The sequence below is a fragment of the Polaribacter sp. P097 genome (assembly GCF_036864555.1).
Classification (GTDB): domain Bacteria; phylum Bacteroidota; class Bacteroidia; order Flavobacteriales; family Flavobacteriaceae; genus Polaribacter.
The window spans coordinates 872,679-893,970 of the sequence record NZ_JAZETJ010000001.1; the positions used below are offsets into that span (position 1 = coordinate 872,679).

At 30.4% G+C, this 21,292-nt stretch carries 24 protein-coding genes and 1 tRNA gene; 9 read left to right on the forward strand and 16 right to left on the reverse strand.

All coding sequences use genetic code 11. The features are described from left to right. Window positions 1-4 precede the first annotated feature (4 nt). From V7R38_RS04055 to V7R38_RS04070, 4 genes are all read left to right on the forward strand, one after another. The gene (locus tag V7R38_RS04055; RefSeq protein ID WP_015481605.1) at window positions 5-871 is read left to right on the forward strand and encodes a M23 family metallopeptidase; all 867 of its coding nucleotides are present in this window, start codon (window positions 5-7) and stop codon (window positions 869-871) included. Continuing rightward, on the forward strand, window positions 871-2,367 hold the full coding sequence (locus V7R38_RS04060; RefSeq protein WP_334056157.1) for a GH3 auxin-responsive promoter family protein: 1,497 nt from the start codon (window positions 871-873) through the stop codon (window positions 2,365-2,367). The genes V7R38_RS04055 and V7R38_RS04060 overlap by 1 nt, the downstream gene beginning before the upstream one ends. Window positions 2,368-2,442: 75 nt before the next feature. Beyond that, window positions 2,443-2,892, forward strand: a complete 450-nt coding sequence (locus V7R38_RS04065; protein ID WP_015481603.1) for a 6-pyruvoyl trahydropterin synthase family protein — start codon at window positions 2,443-2,445, stop codon at window positions 2,890-2,892. Between the two features lie 76 nt (window positions 2,893-2,968). Further along, window positions 2,969-3,502, forward strand: coding sequence for a hypothetical protein (locus tag V7R38_RS04070; RefSeq protein WP_334056158.1), 534 nt, complete (start codon window positions 2,969-2,971; stop codon window positions 3,500-3,502). 69 nt (window positions 3,503-3,571) lie between these two features. On the opposite strand, the gene pth is transcribed toward V7R38_RS04070, so the two are convergent. The 3 genes from pth to V7R38_RS04085 all read right to left on the reverse strand — a co-directional run bounded on the left by pth (window position 3,572) and on the right by V7R38_RS04085 (window position 5,879). Continuing rightward, on the reverse strand, window positions 3,572-4,138 hold the full coding sequence (gene pth / locus V7R38_RS04075; RefSeq protein WP_334056159.1) for an aminoacyl-tRNA hydrolase: 567 nt from the start codon (window positions 4,136-4,138) through the stop codon (window positions 3,572-3,574). Window positions 4,139-4,297: 159 nt separating this feature from the next. Further along, window positions 4,298-4,918, reverse strand: coding sequence for a 50S ribosomal protein L25/general stress protein Ctc (locus V7R38_RS04080; RefSeq protein ID WP_015481600.1), 621 nt, complete (start codon window positions 4,916-4,918; stop codon window positions 4,298-4,300). A 19-nt stretch (window positions 4,919-4,937) separates the two neighbouring features. Beyond that, window positions 4,938-5,879 carry a ribose-phosphate pyrophosphokinase gene (locus tag V7R38_RS04085; protein ID WP_015481599.1) on the reverse strand — a complete coding sequence of 314 codons (942 nt, stop codon included), beginning with the start codon at window positions 5,877-5,879 and terminating at the stop codon, window positions 4,938-4,940. 124 nt (window positions 5,880-6,003) lie between these two features. On the opposite strand from V7R38_RS04085, the gene V7R38_RS04090 reads away from it, so the two are divergent. Further along, a tRNA-Leu gene (locus V7R38_RS04090) sits at window positions 6,004-6,085 on the forward strand. 37 nt (window positions 6,086-6,122) lie between these two features. On the opposite strand, the gene V7R38_RS04095 is transcribed toward V7R38_RS04090, so the two are convergent. The 11 genes from V7R38_RS04095 to pdxA all read right to left on the reverse strand — a co-directional run bounded on the left by V7R38_RS04095 (window position 6,123) and on the right by pdxA (window position 14,256). After that, complete coding sequence (locus V7R38_RS04095) at window positions 6,123-6,941, reverse strand: DMT family transporter (protein WP_438825586.1); 819 nt, start codon at window positions 6,939-6,941, stop codon at window positions 6,123-6,125. Window positions 6,942-7,200: 259 nt separating this feature from the next. Continuing rightward, the gene (locus tag V7R38_RS04100; RefSeq protein WP_041383554.1) at window positions 7,201-7,899 is read right to left on the reverse strand and encodes a LytR/AlgR family response regulator transcription factor; all 699 of its coding nucleotides are present in this window, start codon (window positions 7,897-7,899) and stop codon (window positions 7,201-7,203) included. A gap of 22 nt (window positions 7,900-7,921) precedes the next feature. After that, window positions 7,922-8,236, reverse strand: coding sequence for a hypothetical protein (locus tag V7R38_RS04105; RefSeq protein ID WP_015481596.1), 315 nt, complete (start codon window positions 8,234-8,236; stop codon window positions 7,922-7,924). Window positions 8,237-8,281: 45 nt separating this feature from the next. Further along, on the reverse strand, window positions 8,282-8,683 hold the full coding sequence (locus tag V7R38_RS04110) for a response regulator (RefSeq protein ID WP_334056161.1): 402 nt from the start codon (window positions 8,681-8,683) through the stop codon (window positions 8,282-8,284). Between the two features lie 119 nt (window positions 8,684-8,802). Continuing rightward, on the reverse strand, window positions 8,803-9,252 hold the full coding sequence (locus tag V7R38_RS04115) for an Lrp/AsnC ligand binding domain-containing protein (RefSeq protein WP_015481594.1): 450 nt from the start codon (window positions 9,250-9,252) through the stop codon (window positions 8,803-8,805). Window positions 9,253-9,331: 79 nt separating this feature from the next. Continuing rightward, window positions 9,332-10,672, reverse strand: coding sequence for an acetyl-CoA carboxylase biotin carboxylase subunit (accC, locus tag V7R38_RS04120; RefSeq protein ID WP_015481593.1), 1,341 nt, complete (start codon window positions 10,670-10,672; stop codon window positions 9,332-9,334). Window positions 10,673-10,746: 74 nt separating this feature from the next. Beyond that, entirely contained in the window at window positions 10,747-11,229 is a 483-nt protein-coding gene (gene accB / locus V7R38_RS04125) for an acetyl-CoA carboxylase biotin carboxyl carrier protein (protein ID WP_015481592.1), read from the reverse strand. A gap of 25 nt (window positions 11,230-11,254) precedes the next feature. Beyond that, window positions 11,255-12,250 carry a beta-ketoacyl-ACP synthase III gene (locus V7R38_RS04130; RefSeq protein ID WP_334056162.1) on the reverse strand — a complete coding sequence of 332 codons (996 nt, stop codon included), beginning with the start codon at window positions 12,248-12,250 and terminating at the stop codon, window positions 11,255-11,257. 155 nt (window positions 12,251-12,405) lie between these two features. Then, window positions 12,406-12,600, reverse strand: a complete 195-nt coding sequence (rpmF, locus tag V7R38_RS04135; RefSeq protein WP_015481590.1) for a 50S ribosomal protein L32 — start codon at window positions 12,598-12,600, stop codon at window positions 12,406-12,408. A 1-nt stretch (window position 12,601) separates the two neighbouring features. Further along, a complete protein-coding gene (locus tag V7R38_RS04140; protein WP_015481589.1) occupies window positions 12,602-13,138 on the reverse strand; it encodes a YceD family protein in 537 nt (178 codons plus the stop codon). Window positions 13,139-13,221: 83 nt separating this feature from the next. Then, window positions 13,222-14,256 carry a 4-hydroxythreonine-4-phosphate dehydrogenase PdxA gene (gene pdxA, locus V7R38_RS04145; protein WP_334056163.1) on the reverse strand — a complete coding sequence of 345 codons (1,035 nt, stop codon included), beginning with the start codon at window positions 14,254-14,256 and terminating at the stop codon, window positions 13,222-13,224. 58 nt (window positions 14,257-14,314) lie between these two features. Between pdxA and V7R38_RS04150 the strand changes: the two genes are divergently transcribed. Beyond that, on the forward strand, window positions 14,315-14,902 hold the full coding sequence (locus tag V7R38_RS04150; RefSeq protein WP_334056164.1) for a riboflavin synthase: 588 nt from the start codon (window positions 14,315-14,317) through the stop codon (window positions 14,900-14,902). A gap of 186 nt (window positions 14,903-15,088) precedes the next feature. Here the strand turns inward: V7R38_RS04150 and V7R38_RS04155 are convergent, their stop codons facing one another. Beyond that, complete coding sequence (locus V7R38_RS04155) at window positions 15,089-16,231, reverse strand: DNA polymerase III subunit (RefSeq protein WP_334056165.1); 1,143 nt, start codon at window positions 16,229-16,231, stop codon at window positions 15,089-15,091. A gap of 77 nt (window positions 16,232-16,308) precedes the next feature. Between V7R38_RS04155 and V7R38_RS04160 the strand changes: the two genes are divergently transcribed. Together V7R38_RS04160 and V7R38_RS04165 are read left to right on the forward strand one after the other, a co-directional pair. Further along, window positions 16,309-17,088, forward strand: a complete 780-nt coding sequence (locus V7R38_RS04160) for a tryptophan-rich sensory protein (RefSeq protein ID WP_334056166.1) — start codon at window positions 16,309-16,311, stop codon at window positions 17,086-17,088. A gap of 103 nt (window positions 17,089-17,191) precedes the next feature. Then, the gene (locus tag V7R38_RS04165) at window positions 17,192-18,379 is read left to right on the forward strand and encodes a phosphoglycerate kinase (RefSeq protein ID WP_334056167.1); all 1,188 of its coding nucleotides are present in this window, start codon (window positions 17,192-17,194) and stop codon (window positions 18,377-18,379) included. 41 nt (window positions 18,380-18,420) lie between these two features. Here the strand turns inward: V7R38_RS04165 and V7R38_RS04170 are convergent, their stop codons facing one another. Beyond that, entirely contained in the window at window positions 18,421-20,718 is a 2,298-nt protein-coding gene (locus V7R38_RS04170; RefSeq protein WP_334056168.1) for a M20/M25/M40 family metallo-hydrolase, read from the reverse strand. 106 nt (window positions 20,719-20,824) lie between these two features. Here V7R38_RS04170 and V7R38_RS04175 point away from each other — a divergent pair, with 106 nt between their 5' ends. Then, window positions 20,825-21,292, forward strand: coding sequence for a CBS domain-containing protein (locus V7R38_RS04175; RefSeq protein ID WP_015481581.1), 468 nt, complete (start codon window positions 20,825-20,827; stop codon window positions 21,290-21,292).

Genomic DNA, 21,292 nt, shown 5'->3' on the forward strand with positions numbered 1-21,292 from the left:
AATAGTGAGTAAAAAACCGAAAAGTAAAGGCAAATTAAAACAAAAACTAACTGATAAATACAGATTAGTGGTTTTAAATGAAGATACGTTTGAAGAACGTTTTTCTTTAAAACTATCTCGTTTAAATGTATTTGTTTTGGGGGGCGTTTTATCGTTCTTACTAATTTTAATAACAACTTTTTTTATCACTTTTACGCCAATCAAAGAATTTATTCCTGGTTATTCATCAACCGATTTAAAAATTAAAGCTACAAAGTTGGCTTTTCAAACAGATTCTTTAAAACGCAAATTAGATGTTTTAAATAATTATACTAAAGCCTTACAACCTATATTAACAGGACAAATTAAGGCAGATGTTTTAGATACAACTAAAATAGAATCTAGTAAAGTTGTAATTAAAGACAGTTTATTAAATGCAAGTAGAGAAGATTCTTTGTTTAGAGAAAAAATAGAAAGTAGAGATCGTTTTCCAATACAAAATAGCACTTCTTCTAACGTAAAAATTGTATTCTTTGCTCCAGTAACTGGTAGTATTTCTCAACCTTTTGATGCTAAAACAAAACATTTGGCTGTAGATATTACTGCTAGTAAAAATGCCCCAGTAAAAGCAACTGCAGATGGTACTGTAATTTTCTCTGGTTGGACAACAGAAACTGGTTATGTAATTATTCTAAAACATGCTTACAATTATATTTCTGTATATAAACACAATGGTAATTTACTTAAACAACAAGGTGATTTTGTAAAGTCTGGAGAGGTTATAGCAAGTGTAGGTTCTACAGGAGAGCTAACCACTGGGCCACATTTACATTTTGAACTTTGGAGTGATGGTTATGCAGTGAATCCAACAAATTTGATCGACTTTAAATAATGAGTATAAAATCATTTTTCGCAATTCCGTTTGCAAAATTTGCTACTAAGCAAGTTTGGAAATGGGCAAACAAACCTTTTAAAACTCAAGATAAAGTTTTTAAAAACTTAATTGCTAAAGGGCATCAAACTGCTTTTGGTAAAGATCATGATTTTAAAAACATATCTACCTATGCAGATTTTAAAAAGCGCGTAAAAGTAACAGATTACGAAGGTTTAAGGCCTTACGTAGATAGAATTGTTAAAGGTGAATCTGATGTGCTTTGGACAGGTAAACCTCTTTATTTTGCAAAAACTTCAGGTACAACTTCTGGTGCAAAATACATACCAATTACCAAAGATTCTATGCCAACTCATATTAAAGCAGCAAGAAATGCATTGTTGTTTTATATCGCAGAAAAAAACGATGCCAGTTTTGTAAATGGTAAAATGATTTTTTTACAAGGTAGCCCTGTTCTACAAGATAAAAACGGAATTAAACTTGGAAGATTAAGTGGTATTGTAGCTCACTATGTACCTCAATATTTGTTAAAAAACAGACTACCAAGTTGGGAAACTAATTGTATCGAAGATTGGGATACAAAAGTAAATGCCATTGTAGAAGAAACCGTTAATGAAGACATGTCTGTTATTAGTGGTATCCCTTCTTGGGTGCAAATGTACTTTGAAAAACTAATTGAAAAAACGGGTAAATCTATCTCTGAGATCTTCCCAAATTTTAACTTCTTTATTTATGGAGGTGTCAATTTTGAACCCTATAAAAATAAATTTGAGAGTATTATTGGTAAAAAAATAGATTATATAGAGCTATATCCTGCTTCAGAAGGTTTTATTGCTTATCAAGATTCACAGACAGCAAAAGGGATGTTATTGCAATTAGATTCTGGTATTTTTTATGAATTTATACCTGCAACAGAATTTTTTGATGAAAATCCTACTAGAATTTCTTTAAAAGAGGTACAATTAGGAGTTAATTATGTAATCATTTTAAACACAACAGCTGGTTTATGGGGTTATAATATTGGAGATACTGTAGAATTTACATCTACAAAACCTTATAGAATTAAAGTTACAGGTAGAATTAAACATTTCATTTCTGCTTTTGGAGAACATGTTATTGGTAAAGAAGTAGAAAAAGCACTAAATGATGCCATTCTTGGAACAGAAATAAATATTAGCGAGTTTACTGTTGCACCTCAAGTGAATCCTACAGAGGGTTTACCTTATCACGAATGGTTCATAGAATTTGAAAACGAACCAATTAATTTAGAGGAATTTGCATCTAAAATAGATGCTTCTATGCAAGCTCAGAACATATATTATCTAGATTTGATTGAAGGTAAAATTTTAAGACCACTTGTTATTAGAAAGGTTAAAAAAGGTGGCTTTCATGAGTACATGAAATCAATAGGTAAATTTGGAGGTCAAAATAAGATTCCGCAATTGTCAGACAACCGTAAAATTGCAGATGTTCTTGAGAATTTTTTACATCAATAATTAAATAAATTTTACAGATTTAGCTATACTCTTTGTTATTGCTTATTTTTGCCTCAAATTTAGAAATCAATCTTCATGAGTACTATTAGAATTACCAAACAATTTAAATTCGAAACTGGCCATGCATTATATGGTTATGATGGTAAATGTAAAAATGTTCATGGACATTCTTACAAACTTTCTGTTACTGTTTCTGGGCAACCTATTACAGACAATTCTCATGTAAAGTTTGGTATGGTTATCGATTTTGGTGATTTAAAAAAGATTGTAAACGAGGAGATTGTAGATGTCTTCGATCATGCTACTGTGTTTAATAAAAATACGCCTCACGTAGAATTGGCTAAAGAATTGATGGATAGAGATCATCATGTTATCTTAGTTGATTATCAACCCACCAGTGAAATGATGGTTATTGATTTTGCTGATAAAATAAAAAAACGATTGCCAGATAATATTAAACTACATTCTATAAAATTACAAGAAACAGATTCTAGCTTTGCAGAATGGTTTGCTAGTGAAAACTAGAAATTAGCATAAAAGTAACATCAAAATATACTTTTCTGTTTCTTTTGAAGTTATATTTGATAAAAAAATCATCGATATGAAAAATTATAAATTCGTTCTACTATTATTTCTTTCAACCTTTTTGGTAAGTTGTGGAGATGATAATAACGATACCCCTTTACTACTTTCTAATGCGAACTTAGCAGGTACTTATACCATTGGAAACTTAACTGGCGAAGAAAAAGAAACAGCTACTTCAAGCACAGGTGCTGTAGTAGATTTAGCAACTTCAACTATTGTAGGAGATACTTTTCAAGTAGATTTATTAATTAACGCAAATGGTACATATTCCATTTCTGGGTTGTACAGAGAAGTTAAAAATACTACTCCAAATGGAGGTTCTACAACAGAAACTACGAGTATTTTAACTACAGATACTAATGGTACTTATCAATTAAATGGAATAAATAATACTATTACATTTACTGCAATAAATGGTGATTTTTTAGTGGATACTTATAATGTAATCAACTTTAATAATACCATTTTTAGTATTAATCAAGAAGATATTGAAACTTCAGGATCTAATACTATAACCAGTTCAGTTACCATAGATTTTGTAAGAGATTAAATCCATAAATTTAAATAAAAAAGAGCTTGATGAATTCAAGCTCTTTTTTATTTAAGTTCTATTAGATAACTATTTATTATTATAATTATTCATAGTATTTGCTAAACCATCTGTACCAAAAGATGTAACTACCTTAGCTGATAAAGGGAGTCTTTCTATTAGTAAGCTTGTTTCTTCTTTATTCCATTCTCCTAAAACATAATCTACTTGGCGACCTTTAGAATAGTTAGCGCCAACACCAAATCTAAATCTTGGATACTTGTTAGTACCTAATTTCTCTTGAATGTCTTTTAATCCATTATGACCACCATCACTTCCCTTAGCTTTAAGTCTTATAGTTCCAAAATCGATATTTAAATCATCAGTTACAACAAGTATATTTTCAATAGAAATTTTTTCTTTATCCATCCAATACTTTACAGCTTTACCACTTAGATTCATAAAAGTACTAGGTTTTAAAAGGATAAAAGTTCTGCCCTTAAATCTAAAACTAGCAATATCACCTAACTTTTCTGTTTCAAAGCTTACATTGTGTTCTTCAGCAACTTCATCTAAAATCTTAAACCCAATGTTATGACGCGTGTAAGTGTATTTATCGCCAATATTGCCTAAACCAACAATTAATTTTTTCTTCATGTTCTTCTCTATTCTAACTTTAATTGCTTTAAAATTAAATTTAACATCGTTATTAGCTTTCAAAAGTATAAAGAAATTAGATAATTGTCTTTGAAAGTTTTACAAAAAAAAAGCGCTACAAAATTGTAACGCTTCTTTAAAATTTATTGTCGATAACTACTATGTAGTTTCTCCTTCTGCAGTTGCTTCAACTTCTGCTGCATCTTCTAAATCTTCATCATCAGAACCAGCTGCTGCATTACGTGAAGTTCTAACTTGAACAACAACAGTGTTATCTGGGTGCATAAAAGTATAATCATCATTAAATAATGAAGTAATCACTAATTTATGACCGATTTTTAATTTAGAAATATCTGCAGTAATAAAATCTGGTAAATTAGCAGGTATTGCTTTTACTTTTAATTTACGGTTTGTAAAACGTAATGAACCACCATTTAATACCCCTGGAGAAGTACCTGTTAATTGAACTGGAATGTTCATTGTAACTTCTTTATCATCGAATAATTGATAAAAATCTACATGTAAGATTTTATCAGAAACAGGATGAAACTGAATGTCTTGTAAAATAGCAGGAATTTTTTCTCCATCAACTTCAAGACTTGCAGTATATACATTTGGAGTATATACCAAATTTTTAAACGCTTTTTCTTCTGCTGAAAAGTGTATTGGTGTTTCTCCTCCGTATATAACGCAAGGAACCATACCAGCATTACGTAAGGCTTTGGTTGCTGCTTTGCCCACGCTTTCTCTTTTTGATCCTTTAATTGTAATTGATTTCATTACTTTTTTTGTTAATTATTTACATTAAAAATTGTCCACTTATTGAGGTGTTATCCTGTACTTTATGCATAACATCAGCGAATAAGGGCGCGCAAGATACAACTTTTATTTTGGAAGTCTCCTTTTTTAAAGGAATTGTATCTGAAACTATTAATTCTGTTAAGGCTGAGTTTTCTATTTTTTCATATGCCCCTCCAGAAAGGATTGGGTGTGTACAAATAGCTCTTACACTTAATGCTCCTCTTTCTTTCATTAAATTAGCAGCATGTGCAAGTGTTCCTCCTGTATCTATCATATCATCTACAAGAATTACATTCTTACCTTTAACATCACCAATTAACTCCATATGCCCAATAACATTGGCTTTTTTTCTTTGTTTGTAACAAATAACTACATCTGATAATAAGTGCTTAGAATATGCATATGCTCTTTTAGATCCTCCCATATCTGGTGAAGCTATTGTTAGATTATCTAACTTTAAGCTTTCTATGTAAGGCATAAAAATAGTAGAAGCAAATAGGTGATCTACTGGTTTTTCGAAAAATCCTTGAATTTGATCTGCATGAAGATCCATTGTCATAATTCTTGTAGCCCCTGCAGATTCTAATAATTTCGCTACTAATTTTGCACCAATTGCAACTCTAGGTTTATCTTTTCTATCTTGTCTTGCCCAACCAAAATATGGCATTACAGCTGTAATGTGTCTTGCAGACGCTCTTTTTGCAGCATCACACATTAGTAACATTTCCATTAAGTTATCTGCATTAGGAAATGTAGAGCCAATAATAAACACTCTTCTTCCACGAACAGATTCTTCAAAAGCTGGTTGAAATTCACCATCACTAAAATAAGTTGTGTGTACGTTACCTAACTCAGTGTTGTATTCTTTGGCAATTTTTTCAGCTAAAACAGTACTCTGTCTGCAAGCAAAAAGTTTTGGAGCAAGTTGATTATTAATCATCTAATAAGGATTTTTGTTGTGTTGTTGTAAGCGTACAAAAGTAGAAATTATTTATTGAGTTTGAAATTAAAATTTTCACTTTAAATACTAAATATTATTAGTAGATTTGCATTCTCTATTAAAAGCTCAAGTGGCGGAATTGGTAGACGCGCTGGATTCAAAATCCAGTTCTTTCGGGAGTGTGGGTTCGATTCCCACCTTGAGTACAAAAACCTTTAAAATCCCATCGATTTTAAAGGTTTTTTATTTGGTATCATTTTGCTTAACATAAATATTATAGATAAGGCCTGAAACAATTAATAGTATACCTAATATAGTCCATAAATTATAAACTTCACCAAACCAAAATGCTCCTATAATAATTGTAATTACTACTTCTAAATATTTAATAGGTGCAATTAAATTAGTTTCTTGAGCTTGAAAAGCTTTGGTCATATATAACTGACCAATATAACCTAGAACTCCTGTGCTTAGAAACAATAACAACTCAATGGTAGTAGGATTTCTCCAATAAGGAATACTCATTAACCCTCCAAAAACAAAAGCCATAACCATGAAATAATTAATGATAATTAATGGATTTTCACTAGTACCTATTTTACGAATTACGACGAAAATTAAACCTAAGAAAATAGCTGATAAGAGTACAAAGAATAACCCAATATAATTTACATCTGTACCAAAACCTTTAATAATTAGAACACCAACAAAAGCAATGAAAAATAAAAACCACTGAATGGGTTTAATTTTCTCTTTTAAGAAAATGTATGCAAAAATAGCAGCAAAGATTGGTGCTACATATCTTAATGATACTGCAGTACCTATAGGTAAATAATTTAACGATTGAAAAAAACAAGTTAAAGAAACTACTCCCAATAGGCCTCTTAAAAACAACCACTTTTTCTTATTACCAAAAAATGGAATTCGGTTTTTTATAATTAATGGAAGTGTAAAGAATAAGGTACCAATTGATCTAAAAAACACAATTTGATATACATTAAAATCACTTAAATACTTTACAAAAGAACTCATTAGCGCAAAAGCAACTACGCTAAATATCATGTAAAAAATGGGTTTATTAGACTTCACAACTTTATAAATTACCTTCTTGAAACAAATGTAGTGGAATTAGGTTTAAATGAATGACATAAAAAAAGAGCTGATTTAAAAAATCAGCTCCATTGAATACAATTTATAAATCCCCCAACTTATAATTGTTCTATCCTTTAAATTTAATGCTATTTAAGGCCATGCTCATTTACGTTCGTTTATTGAACTTTTTCATTCGATGAATGGCAGATAAGTGTCGACAAAATGTAAATTATAATAGATTAAGTTTGTTCATTAATTCGCTTTTGTTAGACCTACTTACAGGTACAACATCCTTACGAACTAATACTGTATTATCCTCAATATCAACAATTTCTGTAGTATTGATAATAAATGATCTATGTACTTTAAAAAAGTTTTCTGCAGGTAATTTATCTTCTATTTTCTTTAAAGTTGAATGAACAATATAATTTTTACCATCAGTTTTAATATTAATATAATCTCCTTTGGCTTCAATTAAGTAAATATCTGCAATATTTATTTTTACCAAACGTCTATCAACACTTACAAAAAGTGACTCAGCGTTTGTTTTAATTTCACTTTGAGGATCTTCAGTTACAGATAATGATTCTATTTTTTCTAAAGATTTAGTAAACCTCTCTTTGGTAATTGGTTTTAGTAAGTAATCTACTACGCTTTTAAATTCAAAAGCTTCAATTGCAAGATTTTTATCGCTTGTAGTTAGTACTATTTTTGGTGGGTTTTTAAGTGTTTGTATAAAATCAAACCCTGAAAACGAAGGCATATGAATATCTAAATACACCAAATCTACTTTTGCTGTATTTAAATATTTAATAGCTTCTATTGCTGATGAAAATTCATCTAAAACATTAATCTTTTCTGAGTTTATACAATGTTGCTTTATAATTAATCTTGCAGTTTCATCATCATCAATTATTATACAGTTCATATTTTTCATCTCAAAAAAAAGGTTAATTGTTTAAATATACATGAATTTTGTTTAATATCTCAACAAAATTATCATGCAATTCTGTATTGCTTGCTCTTAGTTCTTTCTCGTATTTTGTGGCAATTTCAAATCCTTTAGGTAGGCCTAATAAACTAATTTTGTGCTTAAGCTTATGCACATCATCAGCGGCTTTTTCTAAATCTTGGGCACCAAAATTTTCCATATACAAATCTCTTTCTATAGGGAACTCTTTTTTTAAAATACTAAAAATACTGTTTTGAAAATCCTCATCATTGCCAGCAATTTCTTTGATTAAGGATAGGTTTGGTTGCTCCATTTTAGTGTTTTGATTTCTACCTCTAATTTAATAAAATTATAGAAATTATAAAACTACTTTTTGCCAGTAATCTAAAATTGATAGTAAATTGCTTTTGTGCTTAGAAAATTCTTCTGATTTATTGAAGTAACTAGAGATACCTAAATCGTAACATTGTTCTATGGTTTCTTTATCATCTAAAGAAGAAATGATAACGATTGGTATTCTTTTAAGACTAGAATTCTTTTTAAGTTCAGCTAAAAACTGGAAACCATCCATTACAGGCATGTTTAAATCGGAAATGATTAAATCAAAAGTTGCGTTTTTTTCATTTACCAATGCCAATGCTTTCTTACCATTTTCTGCTTCTAAAATGGTATTTTTGGCATTAAACTCATTACATACCTTTTTAAACTTCAATCTTTCAATTTCGTCATCATCTATAAAAAGTATCGATAAAGATTTCATGTTAGGCGTATTTATGGGTATGTAAAAATCAACTAAAATATTTAGATAATCAATTATTATTTGATAAAATGTGTTCTAAAACCTTTAAATGGTACAATTTGAAGGTTAATCTTATAACTTTAGATACTTATTTGCCTGCTAATTTGCTGATCTAATGAAATAAAGGTTTCTGTTCTAGAGACACCTTTTATATTTTGTATGTCTTTATTTAATAGATGCATAAGATCTTCATTATTCTTACACAAAATTTTAATAAACACTGCATAATTACCAGTGGTGTAATGGCTTTCTACAATTTCTGGTATATCTTTTAACCTTTTTATTGCTGATGAATAAAGACTAGATGAGTCTAGAAATATACCTACAAAAGCGGTTGTTGTATAACCTAAAGACCTAGGGTTTATAACCATTTTATAACCATCTATAAGTTTAGATTTTTCTAACTTTTTTAGTCGTTGATGAATGGCTGCACCAGAAATACCTACTTCTCTTGCAATGCTTAAAATAGGTGTTCTTGCATCTTTCACTAATCTTTTGATGATTATTTTGTCAATCCCATCAATCTTCATGCTCTAATTTATTTGGTTTAAAGATAAAAAAAAAGAGCATACCTTTAAGTATGCTCTTATTATATATCTAAAATGAATATTAAGCTTTCATTTCAAAATCTTCCATAAATTTAGTGGTATAGTTCCCAGAAACATAATCTGGATGATCCATTAATTGTCTATGGAAAGGTATTGTAGTTTTTACACCCTCAATTACGAACTCATCTAAAGCCCTTTTCATTTTATTAATTGCTTCTTCTCTGGTTTGAGCAGTTACAATTAATTTAGCAATCATAGAATCGTAATTTGGTGGTATCATATAACCAGCATATACATGAGTATCCATTCTTACTCCATGACCTCCAGGAGTATGTAAAACCGTAATTTTACCTGGAGCAGGTCTAAAGTTATTATGAGGATCCTCTGCATTTATTCTACATTCAATAGAGTGTAATTGTGGATAATAATTTTTACCAGAAATTGGCACACCTGCAGCTACTAAAATTTGCTCACGAATTAAATCGTAATTCACTACTTCTTCAGTAATTGGGTGCTCTACTTGAATTCTGGTATTCATTTCCATAAAGTAGAAATTTCTGTGTTTATCTACCAAGAATTCTACGGTTCCTGCACCTTCATAACCAATGTATTCTGCAGCTTTTACAGCAGCTTCACCCATTTTATCTCTTAATTCATCTGTCATGAATGGAGAAGGTGTTTCTTCTGTTAATTTTTGATGACGTCTTTGTACAGAACAATCTCTTTCTGATAAATGACAAGCCTTACCAAAAGAATCTCCAACAATTTGTATTTCTATATGTCTTGGCTCTTCAATAAGCTTTTCCATATACATATCATCGTTACCAAAAGCTGCTTTACTTTCTTGTCTTGCAGAATCCCAAGCATCTTTTAAGTCTTCTGGTTTCCATACAGCACGCATACCTTTACCTCCACCACCTGCAGAAGCTTTAAGCATAACTGGGTAACCTGTTTCAACTGCTAATTTTTCACAATCTTCAAAGTCTTTTATTACTCCTTCAGATCCTGGCACACAAGGTACACCAGCAGCAATCATGGTAGATTTGGCATTTGCCTTATCTCCCATTTGATCTATCATTTTACCTGTGGCTCCAATAAACTTAATATTATGCTCTTCGCATAAATTAGAGAATTTAGCATTTTCAGATAAGAATCCATAACCTGGATGTATGGCATCTGCATTTGTAATTTCTGCAGCTGCTATGATATTAGACATTTTTAAATAAGATTCGCTACTTGGAGCTGGTCCAATACAAACTGCTTCATCTGCAAATCTAACATGCAAACTTTCAGAATCTGCCTTAGAGTATACTGCAACAGTTTTAATACCCATTTCTTTACAGGTTCTAATAACACGTAAGGCTATTTCTCCTCTGTTTGCAATTAATATTTTTTTAAACATCGTATAATAATTTTGAATTATGAGTTTTAAGGGGAGTTAGTAAATAATCTATAACTCTAAAATAAACTCATTACTTAAGAAGGATCAACTAAAAATAATGGCTGATCGAATTCTACAGGTGATGAATCATCTACTAAAACTTTAACGATTTTTCCTGATACTTCAGATTCAATTTCATTAAATAATTTCATTGCTTCAATAACACAAACTGTATCTCCTGAATTAATGTCTGAACCAACCTCTACAAAATTTGGTTTGTCTGGAGCTGGCTTTCTATAAAATGTTCCAATAATTGGAGATTTTACAACGATGTATTTATCTTCATCATTGCTAGCTGCTTTTGCTGGTGCTGCTGGCTCAGCTACTGGTGCTGCTGCAGGAGCAGGTGCTGCTGCTTGAGGCATTGCAGCCATTGGTGCTGCTTGCACAATAGTAGTTTCTGTTTTACCTGTACCAGTTTTAATTGTAATTTTTACATCTTCCATTTCTAACTTTACCTCGCTTGCGCCAGATTTTGCTACAAATTTTATAAGATTTTGAATCTCTTTAATGTCCATACTTCTTACTGTTTAGTTTTTGTTATTAAGAATTATACGCCCATTTTAAGTAAATGGCTCCCCATGTGAAACCACCACCAAAAGCGGCAAAAATTAAGTTATCTCCTTTTTTTAATTGATTTTCGTAATCTGCTAATAATAAAGGTAAAGTTGCTGATGTGGTGTTTCCATATTTATGGATATTCATCATAACCTTATCTGAACCTACACCTACTCTATTGGCTGTAGCCTCTATGATTCTTTTATTAGCTTGATGTGGCACTAACCATTGAATATCTTCTTCTTTAAGATTATTTCTGGTAAGCATTTTTTCTGATACATCTGCCATATTAGAAACTGCATATTTAAACACAGTTTTACCTTCTTGATGTACAAAGTGTTGTTTGTTTTTTACAGTTTCTTCAGAAGGTGGTAAAATTGATCCTCCAGCTTCGATTCTTAAGAAATCTCTTCCAATTCCATCACTTCTCAAAAACTCATCTTGTAAACCATAACCCTCTTCATTTGGCTCAAATAAAGCTGCACCTGCTCCATCTCCAAAAATGATGCATGTAGCTCTATCTTTATAATCTATAATAGAAGACATTTTATCTGCCCCAATTAAAAGTACTTTTTTGTATCTACCTGATTCAACGTAACTTGAAGCTGTAGACATACCAAATAGGAAGCTTGAACAGGCTGCTTGCAAATCGTAAGAAAATGCATTTTTTGCACCTATTTTAGTAGCAACGTATGCTGCTGTAGCTGCAACTGGTAAATCTGGTGTTGCTGTTGCTACAATTAATAAATCTATATCTTCTGCTTTGGTATTTGATTTTTGAAGTAAATCTTCAGCCGCTTTTATGGCCATATATGATGTACCTAAACCTTCACCTTTAAGAATTCTTCTTTCTTTAATTCCTGTTCTAGACGTAATCCATTCGTCATTCGTATCTACATAGGTTTCCAACTCTTTATTGGTTAGAATGTAATCAGGAACATATTTTCCTACTGCTGTAATTGCTGCAGTTATTTTTGTCATAATTAAGGTTTATTTCTAAAATTTAGAATAGTCAAAAGTAATGAAAATTATAACACTGTTTTACCTAAAAAACATCAAAATAGACAGTTTTTAGATAAATAACGAAAAAAAACCCTCAAAATTGAGGGTTTTTTGATATTTTGATAAGCTTGTTCTTAAGCCTCTGCAGATGCAGATTCTAAAACAACTTGGCCTCTGTAATATAATTTACCTTCATGCCAATGAGCTCTATGATATAAATGTGCTTCTCCAGTTGTTGGATCTGTAGCTATTTGTTGAGCAGATGCTTTATAATGTGTTCTCCTCTTATCTCTTCTAGTTTTAGATATTTTTCTTTTAGGATGTGCCATTTTATGTCTTTTTTTCTGTTATTAAATTCTTTAATTTATCCCATCTTGGGTCTGTAGTTTCTACAGTTTTTTCTTCTTTTATTTCTAGTTCTTTTAATTTGTTTAACGCTTCAGATTCCATTGTGCCATCTAATACTTTTGGATGTACTCTTTTATTAGGAACCGCTAAAACAATCATTTCATAAATAAATTGTGCAACATTAAACTCATATGCTTCATGAGGTAAAATTAAAATCTCCTCATTATCATCATTATATTCAGGACCAAACTTTACAACTAAAGGTAATTCTGAATCAATTTCTTGGTCATACAACTCATTTGTAACATCACAAGGCACTTCTACTGTACCTTCTGCTATAAATGTAAGCTCGAATAACGTGCTTTTTTTTACAAAATATAATGAAACTTTTATAGATGCACTTTCAAAATCATCAAAATTAAAAGCTTCAAAGAACTTATTATCAATAGAATAATTGAACTCATGTTTTCCTTCTTTTAATCCTACAAACTGTATGTTGAATTGTTTTAAGTCTTTCATTGTCAAACATCAATTGAGCGTGCAAAGATACAAAAAAATGTATTTCTGCCATATTTTTATTAAAAAATTAAAATACTTTAAAATTACCTTACTTTTAAAGGGTTTTGCGTTAATTCTTTATACTCCTCTCTAGATCTATATACTTGAATTGCAGTAAATAATGCTTCTTTAAAAGAAGATGGGTTGGCTTGGTTTTTACCTGCAATGTCATAACCTGTGCCATGGTCTGGAGAAGTTCTTACATGACTTAAGCCTGCTGTAAAGTTTACACCCTTACCAAAAGACAACGCTTTGAATGGTGCTAAACCTTGATCGTGATAAGTAGCCAAGACACCATCAAACTGCTTATAGGTTTCTGAACCAAAGAAACCATCTGCTGCATAGGGTCCAAACACTAGCATACCAGATGCTGCAATTTCTGCTACAGTTGGTTTTATTATTGCATCATCTTCTTCACCTATAATTCCATTATCACCACAATGTGGATTTAAAGATAAAACCGCAATTTTAGGTTTATTGATGCCAAAATCTTTGCGTAAGGAGTTATGCATGGTTGATACTTTACTCTTAATTAATTCTGGAGTAATTGTTTCTGCAACTTTAGATATAGGAATATGACCCGTAATTAAACCAATTCTTAATTCATCCGTCATTAAAATCATTAGGCTATTCCCATCTAATTTTTCTTCTAAATATTCTGTATGACCAGGTGTCTTAAAAAATTCTGACTGAATATTCTCTTTATTAATTGGTGCAGTTACAAGAACATCTATCTTATTTTCTTTGAGATGATCTACTGCAGCTTCTAAAGATTTAAAGGCATAATTACCAGATTCTTTAGTAGCATTCCCTAATTCTAGTTTAACCTCCTCTTTCCAAATATTTAAAACATTTATCTTGTTGTTGTTTATTTGGTTTATTGATGTAATTCCATGAACAGGAGTTTCTAAACCTAATGCTTTCTTATGATAAGAAAGGGCCTTTGTAGCTCCAAAAAGTACAGGGGTACAAAAATCTAGCATTCGTTTGTCTTCGAAAGTTTTCAAAATTACCTCAACACCAATTCCATTTAAATCTCCAATTGAAATACCAACAATTATTTTATCAGTTTTATCCATAGTAAACCTTGTAATATGCTTATTTTTGTTACTACAAAAGTAACTAATTTTTAATGATATGTTTACAGGAATAATTGAAACACTTGGTACCGTAAAAAATGTAGTTAAAGAACAAGAAAATGTTCATTTAACCATAGAAAGTTCTATAACTAATGAATTAAAAATAGACCAAAGTGTAGCTCATAATGGTGTTTGCTTAACTGTGGTTGGTATTAAAAATGACGAGTATACTGTAACAGCCATTAAAGAAACCTTAGATAAAACCAATATTGGCAACCTTAAACCTACAGACATTGTAAATCTTGAACGCGCTATGAAATTGGGTGATAGGTTAGATGGACATATAGTACAAGGTCATGTAGATGAAACTGGCGTTTGTAAAAACATTAAAGATGAAAATGGAAGTACAGTGTATACTTTTGAATACAACTCTAATAAAAATAATGTTACCATTGAAAAAGGTTCTATAACTATAAATGGTGTTAGTTTAACTGTAGTTAACTCAACCAATTCTAGTTTTTCTGTAGCCATAATTCCTTATACTTGGGAAAATACAACCTTTAAAACGTTGCAAATTGGTGATACTGTAAACTTAGAATTTGATGTAATTGGTAAATATGTAGCTCGTTTAACAAACTTGTCTTAACCTTTATTTCTAGTGGCTAAATCTAGAATTAAATATTGCGAAATCTGTAAAAAAGATTTTTCTACCATGTATAGAATACAATATAAGCAGCCTAAAAAATGGGTTTTTACCTGTGAACAGTGTTTGTTAAATGTAAAAAAAGATAATCCTCTTTACGTTTATGGAGGTACTTGGAAAAAATAATTTTTAAACCTTCTCTTCTTTCTTGTGTAAGAATCGTGTTAATTTCATAGAAAGATCTAACAAGATAATTTTTGCATTACCATTTCTTTCTATATGATAAATAGCTTCGCTAATTTCTTTCTCAATTTCTAAGATGTTTCCTGAATGCACAAAAGGTGCAAATTTAGACAACTGAAAATTGGTTTTTGTTTCCATAAAAACCAACTGATCAGACTTATAGTTCATTAACAATGCTTGTCTAAAAAACTGTAAGCAATATTCTAAAAATCGCTTTTGTGTTTCTCTACCTGTTTTTGCAATCGTATCAGACCATGCAATTAATTGCTGAACAACTGTAGCGTTTCCTTTGGCTTTAAAGGCAGTTCTTATCCAAGCAATAAACCACTCTTCAAAAACTAAATCAGAAGAATCATTATGTAATAAATGTAAAGCTTTATTAAAGTTACCTTCTGCTTGATGCGCGATATTTGCAGCTTTTTTGTCTTCTACCTGATGATTTACAATTAAAGCATTTGTAATGTCTTGTTCTGCCAAAACAGGAAAATGTAGCGCTTGACAACGCGATTTAATCGTGTTTATAATTTGCTCTTCGTTTTCTGTAATTAAAATAAACACCGTTTTTTCTGGTGGTTCCTCTATCAACTTTAATAATTTATTAGCAGCTGCAATATTCATTTTTTCTGCCATCCAAATTATCATCACTTTAAAACCACCTTCAAAACTTTTAAGTTTTAATTTCTTTACAACATCTTCTGCCTCATCAACATTAATTAGGCCTTGCTTATTTTCTACACCTATGTGTTGCAACCAATTGAATAAACTTCCATAAGGTTGATTTTCGACAAAATCTCTCCAATCTTCTAAAAACAGATTACTAACTGGGTGCTTTTTTACAACATCGTTAGTAGTTACAGGAAAAGCAAAATGTAAATCTGGATGTTGTAGTTTATTACACTTTAAATTACAAGCATCTGCATCACTAGAAAAATTACACAACAAATACTGAGCATAAGCAATTGCCATTGGCAAAGTACCTGAACCTTCTTTACCAACAAATAATTGAGCATGAGGTATTCTGCCATTTTCTGCAGACTTTTTAAGGTGATTTTTAATATGTTCTTGACCTATAATTTGGTTGAAAAGCATATAGCAAATATAGAACTTTAGAAAATTTTAAATTTAGATTTTGTAATTTTAATCACTGAACTTATCAAACATAAATAATGAAGAAATTATTACAAATTTTAAATGGTATTGCCTTTGCATCTGTGATTTTTATCAACTACTTATCAAATACAGGTGCTATGGATGGCAAAACAATTGGTGGAGTTTCAGATAATATAAAATCTTTATTTACACCTGCAGGCTATGCATTTTCAATTTGGGGTATCATTTATTTATTATTGCTTGGGTTTGCTATTTATCAAGGCAGAAGTTTGTTTGTTAAAGTTAAAAACGATGATTTTATACTAAAAATAGGTTTTTGGTTTATCATTTCTTGCATTGCAAATAGTGCCTGGGTTTTCTGCTGGATTTACGGTTACACAGGTCTATCATGCATTTGCATTTTTGTTTTGCTGATATCACTTTTAAAAATAGTAGTAAATAATAATATGGAGCTTTTTGATGCCTCAAAATCTACCATTGTATTTTTATGGTGGCCATTTGTAATCTATAGTGGCTGGGTAACAGTTGCAAGTATTGCCAATGTTTCTTCTTATTTGGTAAAAATAAACTGGAATGGCTTTGGATTATCTGCAGAAGTTTGGACTATAATAATGATTGCAATTGCAACAATTATTAACATCATTATTATATTTAAAAGAAATATGAGAGAGTTTGCTTTTGTAGGCACTTGGGCCTTAATTGCCATTGGTGTAGCAAATTATGATAATTACACAACTGTTGCTAATAATGCCTTTATAGCTGCAGGTATACTGTTTGTTTTAGCTGCTTACCATGGATTTAAAAACAGAAAAAGCAATCCTTTTATTAAGTTTTAAAAGAATGGTTTAAGTGCGAAAACGATATCTTAATTTTTAAGATTTCAATTTCGGTAAACCTAAATAATAAAGTATTTTTGTTGAAAAGCGATACACAAAAAACATGAAAACCTTAAACGATTTTAATTTCGATAAAAAAAGAGCCATTATTAGAGTAGACTTTAATGTGCCTTTAAATGATAATTTTGAAGTAACTGACAATACTAGAATTCAGGCTGCAAAATCTACAATTATTAAGGTGTTAGAAGATGGAGGTAGTTGTGTTTTAATGTCGCATTTAGGGCGTCCAAAAGGTAAGCAAGAAGAGTTTTCACTAAAGCATGTAGTAAAATCTGTTGTAGATGTAATTGGGTGTAATGTAAAATTTGTAGATGATTGTATAGGACCTAAAGTAGAAGAAGCTGTTGCTAATTTAGATGCTGGTGAGATTTTACTTTTAGAAAATTTACGTTTTTATGAAGAAGAAAAAAATGGTGATGTAGCCTTTGCAGAAAAGTTATCTAAATTTGGAGACATTTATGTAAATGATGCCTTTGGTACAGCTCATAGAGCGCATGCATCTACTACAATAATTGCACAGTTTTTTGAAGAAAATAAGTGTTTTGGAAACTTATTAGCTAGAGAAATTGAAAGTATAGATAAGGTTTTAAACAATTCAGAAAAACCAGTTTTAGCCATTTTAGGTGGTGCAAAAGTATCTTCTAAAATTACTGTGATTGAAAATATTCTAGACAAAGTAGATCATTTAATTATTGGTGGTGGAATGACTTTTACTTTTATAAAAGCGCAAGGTGGTTCTGTTGGAGATTCTATTTGTGAAGATGATAAAATGGAGTTGGCTTTAGATATTTTAAAACAAGCTAAAGAAAAAGGTGTTGAAGTGCATATACCTGTAGATGTAATTGCTGCAGATGCTTTTAGCAACGATGCAAATACACAAGTTATAGATGTAACTGTTATTCCTGATGGTTGGCAAGGTTTAGATGCTGGACCTAAATCATTAGAAAATTTTGATGCAGTTGTAAACAAGTGTAAAACCATTTTATGGAATGGGCCTTTAGGTGTTTTTGAAATGGAATCTTTTGCAAAAGGAACCATTGCTCTTGGAAACTCAATTGATAATGCTACAAAAAACGGCGCATTTTCTTTAGTTGGTGGAGGTGATTCTGTTGCTGCAGTAAAACAATTTGGCTTTGCAGATAAAGTAAGCTATGTTTCTACAGGTGGTGGAGCAATGTTAGAAATGTTAGAAGGTAAATCTTTACCAGGTATAGAAGCTATTTTAAAATAGTATTTAAATATAAATTATTGAAAAAGGCTGAAAATATAGAATTATATTTTCAGCTTTTTTGTTATAATAATTGCATCATTTGTAACAAATGGCATAGGCATCATTTCATCTGTTCTAGGTATAATCTTAAAATTATCATTAGTTAATAAATCATAAGAAATTTCATTTAGAATAAAATCTAGCTTTTCATTTTTATCTACAGTAAAAGTTAAAGTAACACCTTCATCAGAATTTGCCATATGATAAATTAAAAATGTACCGTAATTAACAGTATAATTTTTGCCTTTTAAAACCAAAGCGTCATTTACTTTAAACTGGTGTAAGGTTACTTTATCTTTAGTAATAAATTCTAATTTATTTACATTTCTTTCAGGTGAAACAATTACTTCTAAAAAACGCTTTTTACCCATTATTGTATCTGTAGTAATCGTAATATTTGCAGAAGCTATATTTTTAAAGTCGGTTTTTTTATGATACGTAAAACGTGAATTGTATTTACTTTTTGTTTCTGCACTTTCAATACTACCTTTAACAGAATTTTCATCAAAAATTTGAGAAGTGTAGGCATCTAAAGTTTTATTATAAGTACCATAATATGCTGTAGAATCATTAGAATTTTGAATGTACACAATACTATTTGGCTTTTTATTGTCTACTGAAAAGCCACTATTATAAGTAGCATACGCAAAAAATAGCACACAAAATAAACCACTTAATTTTATGATAATTCCTGTTCTTTTATGGTTGAATGACAACACAAGTAAACCAAAAATTAGTACAACAAAAACGGCACTAATTACTAACATTTTTAACCCTAAACCAACAGGGAACATTTTTACAAAAGGCGCAAAAATATAAATTGTTGGTATAGATAAAATGGTAAATAGAACATACCTAAAATTAGAATTCAAATTTGTAAATATTGCCAAAGCCAATATCACTAAACCTATAAAAACAGGAATAATAAAAAACCCTGCTCCTTTTAAAGTAAAGGTGATAATTGTACAAATAATTAACCATATAAAAATAGGTGCAATTATTAAACTTGTTGGCTTTTCAAGTTTTGAAAAATAACTATAAATTTTAAATGTAATAAATAAGTTTAGGCATGTAAATGCTGCAATATAAGCATGACCATTATAGGTAAAACCATGCAACATATCATTATACTGTGGATGAATTACTTTCAACAACTCCCAACCAAAATAAGAAAGTAAACCACATAAAAGTAAAGAAGCCAAAAACGGAACAAAGCCCAGCAACACTTCTTTTCCTTTTATCCTGTTTAAAGAGAAGCCAAAAAACAGTAAAACTAGAAATACTAAAATAGCACCAACTAGCAAAGCAGTTACCCAAGCAAAAGGAAAGGTTAGCATTTTTATAAATGGAAAATTTACATATACTGAATCTTCCTCCGAGTCTAAATTTTCGATGTCTGAAAAAGCAAAATAATTTAACAAGGTCATTAAATAATCTGCTTGATGCATTAACGTTTCTCTGTCTAAACGTTCGTAAGAATCTTGTGCTGTATGATAATCAAAATGATCATCTATAAAAGCAAAATTGAAACCATTAATATCGCCATCTTCTCTAAAAACGGTTAAATCTGTATCGTTAGGTAATTTTTTATAAATGCTATACATTAAAGAATTTGCAGAAGGAAAGTTAGGTTCTGCTTCTAAAAAAGCATTTAAAAGCTTACTGTTTTTTCTATTGGTTTCCATTAACATGTAGCTTGGACCTCCACTACCTCTAGCCTCAAAATTTAATACCAAGCCTACGTCTTTAGCCCAGTCATGAGCATCTACAAAAGCTTGTGCACCTAACAAACCTATTTCTTCAGCATCAGAAATTAAAATTATAATATCATTTTTGGGTGTTTCTCCATTGGCCAAAAAAGCTCTAACTCCTTCTAAAATTGTAACAACTCCAGAACCTGCATCACTTGCTCCTAAAGCTGAATGTGGGTTAGAATCGTAATGAGTTAAAAGTAGCAATGCCTTGCCTTTTTTAGAACCTTTAATTCGCGCTAAAATATTCTCTGTAGTTGTGCCAGCAACCCATTTTTTGTTTATTGCAGTTTGTGTTTGAATACTGACTTCTAAACCTAACTTAGTTAATTCATCAACAATATAATTCTGTACTTCCTTATGATTTTTAGAGCCTACAAAATGCGTTTTTGTGCTAATTTTCCGTAAATGATTTAAAGCTTTACTCATGTAAAAACCTTTTTTCTCCAAGGCTTTTTCTGTAGATGAAGTAGGTTTTAAATCGTAAAAACCCCAATAAACTATACCAAGAATTAGTAAGAAAGATATTAGGGATGAAGTCTTTTTCATTTGATTGTTAAGTTTTTATAAATGTATGAAATAAAAAAAACTTTTGTTAAATGTTGGATAAAACAGAAAAATCTGTAATTTTAGAAGAAACTAAAAACTAACTAAAATGGGAATTAAGAGCTTTCAAGGTAAAAGAGACGAGTCTCACTCAAAGAGTGAAGAACAAATTTTAGTTTCAGATTACATGACTACAAAATTAATAACATTTAAAGCAGAAGATTCTTTAGATCATGTTATTGCATTATTGATAAAAAACAAAATTTCTGGAGGTCCAGTTGTAAACGATAACAATCAACTAATAGGCATTATTTCTGAAACGGACTGTATCAAACATATTTCTGAAAGCAAATACTACAACATGCCTTCTGATACTAATAACACAGTTGGTAAATACATGGTTACAGATGTAGATACCATAGATAAAGACATGAATATTTTTGATGCGGCTTTTAAATTTATAAGTTCTCACAGAAGAAGATTTCCTGTATGTGATAATGGAAAGTTAATAGGGCAATTAAGTCAAAAAGATGTTTTAAAAGCGGCTATAAAAGTAAAAGGCAATACTTGGAAATAA

What these genes read in the sequence shown, in the direction of transcription:
- V7R38_RS04155 (WP_334056165.1), bottom strand. Translation starts at nt 16,231, where the DNA reads ATGCTTTTCAACCAAATTATAGGTCAAGAACATATTAAAAATCACCTT.
- V7R38_RS04165 (WP_334056167.1), top strand. Translation starts at nt 17,192, where the DNA reads ATGAAAACCTTAAACGATTTTAATTTCGATAAAAAAAGAGCCATTATT.
- V7R38_RS04130 (WP_334056162.1), bottom strand. Translation starts at nt 12,250, where the DNA reads ATGACAAAAATAACTGCAGCAATTACAGCAGTAGGAAAATATGTTCCT.
- rpmF (WP_015481590.1), bottom strand. Translation starts at nt 12,600, where the DNA reads ATGGCACATCCTAAAAGAAAAATATCTAAAACTAGAAGAGATAAGAGG.
- V7R38_RS04100 (WP_041383554.1), bottom strand. Translation starts at nt 7,899, where the DNA reads ATGAACTGTATAATAATTGATGATGATGAAACTGCAAGATTAATTATA.
- V7R38_RS04095 (WP_438825586.1), bottom strand. Translation starts at nt 6,941, where the DNA reads ATGATATTTAGCGTAGTTGCTTTTGCGCTAATGAGTTCTTTTGTAAAG.
- accB (WP_015481592.1), bottom strand. Translation starts at nt 11,229, where the DNA reads ATGGACATTAAAGAGATTCAAAATCTTATAAAATTTGTAGCAAAATCT.
- V7R38_RS04110 (WP_334056161.1), bottom strand. Translation starts at nt 8,683, where the DNA reads ATGAAATCTTTATCGATACTTTTTATAGATGATGACGAAATTGAAAGA.
- V7R38_RS04080 (WP_015481600.1), bottom strand. Translation starts at nt 4,918, where the DNA reads ATGAAATCAATTACAATTAAAGGATCAAAAAGAGAAAGCGTGGGCAAA.
- V7R38_RS04160 (WP_334056166.1), top strand. Translation starts at nt 16,309, where the DNA reads ATGAAGAAATTATTACAAATTTTAAATGGTATTGCCTTTGCATCTGTG.
- V7R38_RS04070 (WP_334056158.1), top strand. Translation starts at nt 2,969, where the DNA reads ATGAAAAATTATAAATTCGTTCTACTATTATTTCTTTCAACCTTTTTG.
- V7R38_RS04115 (WP_015481594.1), bottom strand. Translation starts at nt 9,252, where the DNA reads ATGAAGATTGATGGGATTGACAAAATAATCATCAAAAGATTAGTGAAA.
- V7R38_RS04105 (WP_015481596.1), bottom strand. Translation starts at nt 8,236, where the DNA reads ATGGAGCAACCAAACCTATCCTTAATCAAAGAAATTGCTGGCAATGAT.
- V7R38_RS04140 (WP_015481589.1), bottom strand. Translation starts at nt 13,138, where the DNA reads ATGAAAGACTTAAAACAATTCAACATACAGTTTGTAGGATTAAAAGAA.
- V7R38_RS04065 (WP_015481603.1), top strand. Translation starts at nt 2,443, where the DNA reads ATGAGTACTATTAGAATTACCAAACAATTTAAATTCGAAACTGGCCAT.
- pth (WP_334056159.1), bottom strand. Translation starts at nt 4,138, where the DNA reads ATGAAGAAAAAATTAATTGTTGGTTTAGGCAATATTGGCGATAAATAC.
- V7R38_RS04085 (WP_015481599.1), bottom strand. Translation starts at nt 5,879, where the DNA reads ATGATTAATAATCAACTTGCTCCAAAACTTTTTGCTTGCAGACAGAGT.
- V7R38_RS04150 (WP_334056164.1), top strand. Translation starts at nt 14,315, where the DNA reads ATGTTTACAGGAATAATTGAAACACTTGGTACCGTAAAAAATGTAGTT.
- V7R38_RS04175 (WP_015481581.1), top strand. Translation starts at nt 20,825, where the DNA reads ATGGGAATTAAGAGCTTTCAAGGTAAAAGAGACGAGTCTCACTCAAAG.
- V7R38_RS04060 (WP_334056157.1), top strand. Translation starts at nt 871, where the DNA reads ATGAGTATAAAATCATTTTTCGCAATTCCGTTTGCAAAATTTGCTACT.
- V7R38_RS04170 (WP_334056168.1), bottom strand. Translation starts at nt 20,718, where the DNA reads ATGAAAAAGACTTCATCCCTAATATCTTTCTTACTAATTCTTGGTATA.
- accC (WP_015481593.1), bottom strand. Translation starts at nt 10,672, where the DNA reads ATGTTTAAAAAAATATTAATTGCAAACAGAGGAGAAATAGCCTTACGT.
- pdxA (WP_334056163.1), bottom strand. Translation starts at nt 14,256, where the DNA reads ATGGATAAAACTGATAAAATAATTGTTGGTATTTCAATTGGAGATTTA.